This is a genomic window from Pseudomonas sp. USTB-Z (genome assembly GCF_019691255.1).
Classification (GTDB): Bacteria; Pseudomonadota; Gammaproteobacteria; order Pseudomonadales; family Pseudomonadaceae; genus Aquipseudomonas; species Aquipseudomonas alloputida.
This window is the reverse complement of sequence record NZ_JAECZP010000048.1, coordinates 1-3,559: the sequence shown is the minus strand read 5'-3', so window position 1 is coordinate 3,559 and position 3,559 is coordinate 1. Positions and strand designations below refer to the sequence as shown.

Genomic DNA, 3,559 nt, shown 5'->3' with positions numbered 1-3,559 from the left:
GCTGTCTTCGAACATGTAGGCCAGCCGCTCGGCCGGGTAGTCCGGGTCCAACGGTACATAGGCGGCACCAGCCTTGAGGATCGCCAGCAGGCCAACGACCATTTCCAGCGAGCGCTCGGCGGCGATACCCACCAGGCTTTCCGGGCCGACGCCCTGTTCGATCAGCTTGTGCGCCCACTGGCTGGACAGCTCGCTCAACGCCCGGTAGCTCATGCGCTGGTCGCCGAACAGCAGTGCCGTGGCGTCTGGCTGGCGACGCGCCTGCGCCTCGAACAGCTGGTGCACGCGCCAGTCGCCGGGGTAGTCGGTGGCGGTGTCGTTAAGGTCATGCAGCACCGCTTGCGTCTGCTGCGGGCTCAGCATCGGCAACTCGCCCAACGCCGTTTCGGCGCTGCTCTCAAGCATCTGCTGCAACACCTGCAACAGGTGCTCGCCAAGTTGCTCGGCCAACCGGGCACTGAACCGTGCCCGATCGGCTTTCAACTGCAGCGACAGGTGCGTACCCAGGTTAACCACCAGCGTCAGCGGGTAGTTGGTCTGTTCGTGGTTCGCCACCTCACCAAACACCAGGCTGCTGGTGGTATCGGCCTGCAGCGCTTCGGACACCGGGTAATTCTCGAACACCAGGATGCTGTCGAACAGCGCTTCGCCGCCCTGCCCGGCCCAGCGCTGGATATCGAACAATGGCGTGTGATCGTACTCACGCAGGGCGATGTTCAGCGCCTGCACGGTGTCCAGCCAGTCACCCAGCGCTTGCTCCGGGCGTGGGCTGGCAATGACCGGCAAGGTATTGATGAACAGGCCGATCTGCTGTTCGATGCCCTTGAGTTCGGCCGGCCGCCCAGCCGTGGTCGCACCAAAGGCGACGCAGGCCTGGCCGGTATAGCGCTGCAGCACCAGCAGCCAGGCCGCTTGCACCACGGTATTGACGGTGACCCTGCGCTCACGGGCAAAGGCGTCCAGGCGGGCGGTCTGCCGGGCATCCAGCTGCTGTACCCGCTCGACCTGCCCCAGCCCTTCACTACCGGCTGCCCAGTCCGTGGCCCTGGCCAGCAAAGTGGGTGCATCCAGGTCTTGCAACTGGCGGGTCCAGAACGCCTGCCGGGCTGCGCCATCCTGGCGCTGCAGCCAGGCAATGTAGTCACGGAAGCGCCCCGGCCCTTGCTCCGGCACGCTGCCGTGGTACCGCTGCAGCACCTCGCCCAGCAGCCGGGTATTGCTCCAGCCGTCCATCAGGATGTGGTGGCTGGTGTAGATCAGGTGATAACGCTGCGCGTCCAGGCGAATCAGGGTCAGGCGCAACAGCGGCGGCCGGACCAGGTCGAAGCCGGCCGCGCGGTCTGCAGCAGCGAACGCCTCCAGCGCATCGGCAAGGTCGTCACGGCCACGCCAGTCATGCACCGCGAACGGCAATTGCGCCTCGCGCTGAATGATCTGCAACGGGCTGGCCAGCTCACCCCAGATGAAGCTGCCACGCAGCAGGTCATGGCAGTCGACTGCCGCTTGCCAGGCAGCACGGAAGCGCTCGGGATCCACGCCAGTCACATCGACCCGCAGCTGGTTGATGTAATCCCCGCCCTGCTGCAGCAGCGTATGGAACATCATGCCTTGCTGCATGGGTGAAAGCGGGAAGATGTCTTCGACCCTCGCTGGCGGCAGCGGCAGGCTGTCGAGCTGGGCCTGGGTCAGGCCGGCCAGCGGAAAGTCCGACGGCGTCATGCCGGCGTGTTCGCGCTGGCAGCAGTGTTCGACCAGGGCGCGCAGCTCGTGGCTGTATTCATCGGCCAGGCGCTGTACGGTGGCGACTTCGAACATGTCGCTGCTGAAGGTCCAGCCCAGGCTCAGCTCACCGGCGTAGACCTGGCCATTGAGCGTCAGCCAGTTACCCAATGGCGCGTCCAGGCTTTGCTCATCGCCTTTGGGGTCTGCGCAGGGCACCAGCAGCGCCTGTTCATCGGTCGCCAGGTGGCCATCCAGCTGGCCCAGATAGTTGAAGGTGATGCGCGGCACCGGCAAGGCACGCAGGCACTCACGGCTGGCAGCGTCTGCCAGGTAGCGCAGCACACCATAGCCAATGCCCTTTTCGGGCACGGCGCGCAGCTGTTCCTTGACCTGCTTGATCGACCCATCCAGCGTTGCCGCCGGGCTCAGCCGCAGCGGGAACAGGCTGGTGAACCAGCCGACCGTGCGGCCCAGGTCGAGGTTGTCGAACAGCGCTTCGCGCCCGTGCCCTTCCAGTTCGATCAGGGTCGAGGGTTCGCCGCTCCAGCGGCAGATTACCCGCGCAAGCGCAGTCAGCAGCAGGTCGTTGACCTGGGTGCGGTAAGCGGCCGGGGCCTGCTGCAACAGCTGCCGGGTCAGCGCCCCGTCCAGGTGGCTGTAGACCGTGTGGGCGTACCGGTTGCTCAGGGCGCCAGCGCTGTTGTCCTGCGGCAGGCTGCCGCTGGCATGGCTCAACTGCGCCTGCCAATAGCCCAGTTCGGCCTGCAACGTGTCGCTGCCGGCGTAGGCCTGCAGCTGTTCGGCCCAGGCCCTGAAGGCACTGGTCTTGGCGGGCAACTGTGGCGCCCGCCCGGCCGCACACTGTTGGTAGGCCCGGTGCAAGTCCTCCAGCAGAATACGCCAGGACACCCCATCGACGACCAGATGGTGGATCGCCAGTAACAGGCGCTGACTGCCGTCCGCCAAGGTTGCCAGCACCGCGCGCAGCATCGGCCCATCGGCCAGGTTGAGGCTGCACTGGGCCTCGGTGCCCAATGCCTGCAGCTCACCGGCATCGGCCAGTGTCGCGCACCATAGCAAAGGTGGCTGTACCGGCCCGGCAGGCCGGTAGCTGGCCTGCCACTGCCCATCAACCTCGACGAAGCTCAGGCGCAGGCTGTCGTGGTGCGTGACCAGGGCCTGCAGCGCCTGCTCCAGTGCCTGTGCATCAAGCGCCTGCAGCGGGCGGAACAGCACCGACTGGTTCCATTGCTGGCGTTCGGCAATGGCTGTGTCGAAGAAGGCATGCTGCACCGCCAGCATCGGGGTTGGCCCGTGCAATGGGCGCTGGTCGGCCTGTGCCGCACACCCCACCTGGGCGACTGCAGCCAGGTCTTGTACCGTCTGGTGCTGGAACAGGTCCTTGGTGGTGAAGCGGATGCCCGCCTGGCGGGCGCGGCTGACCACCTGGATCGAGACGATCGAGTCGCCACCGAGGGTGAAGAAGTTGTCGCTGCGGCCGACCCGCTCCAGCTTGAGCAGGTCCTGCCAGATCGCCGCGATCTGCTGTTCCAGCGGACCTTGCGGTGCACTGTAGGCCTGCTGCAGGGCGCTGTTGTCGGGCTTGGGCAAGGCCTTGCGGTCGAGCTTGCCGTTGGCCGTCACCGGCCAGGCCTGCACCTGCAGGATGTGCGTCGGCACCATGTAGTCCGGCAGGCTGCCCTTGAGCTGCTCGCGAAGGCTGTCGCGCAGTTCGGCGGCGTCCACTGCCATGCCCTGCTCTTCGGCCAGTACGTAGGCCACCAGCTGCTGGCCATGCCCGCTGTCCTGGGCCAGCACCACCGCCTCGCGCACCTGC

At 66.5% G+C, this 3,559-nt stretch carries 1 protein-coding gene; it reads right to left on the bottom strand.

What is annotated here, in order from left to right:
- A partial coding sequence (locus I8746_RS26755; RefSeq protein WP_221101213.1) for a condensation domain-containing protein occupies positions 1–3,559 on the bottom strand: 3,559 nt, incomplete at both ends.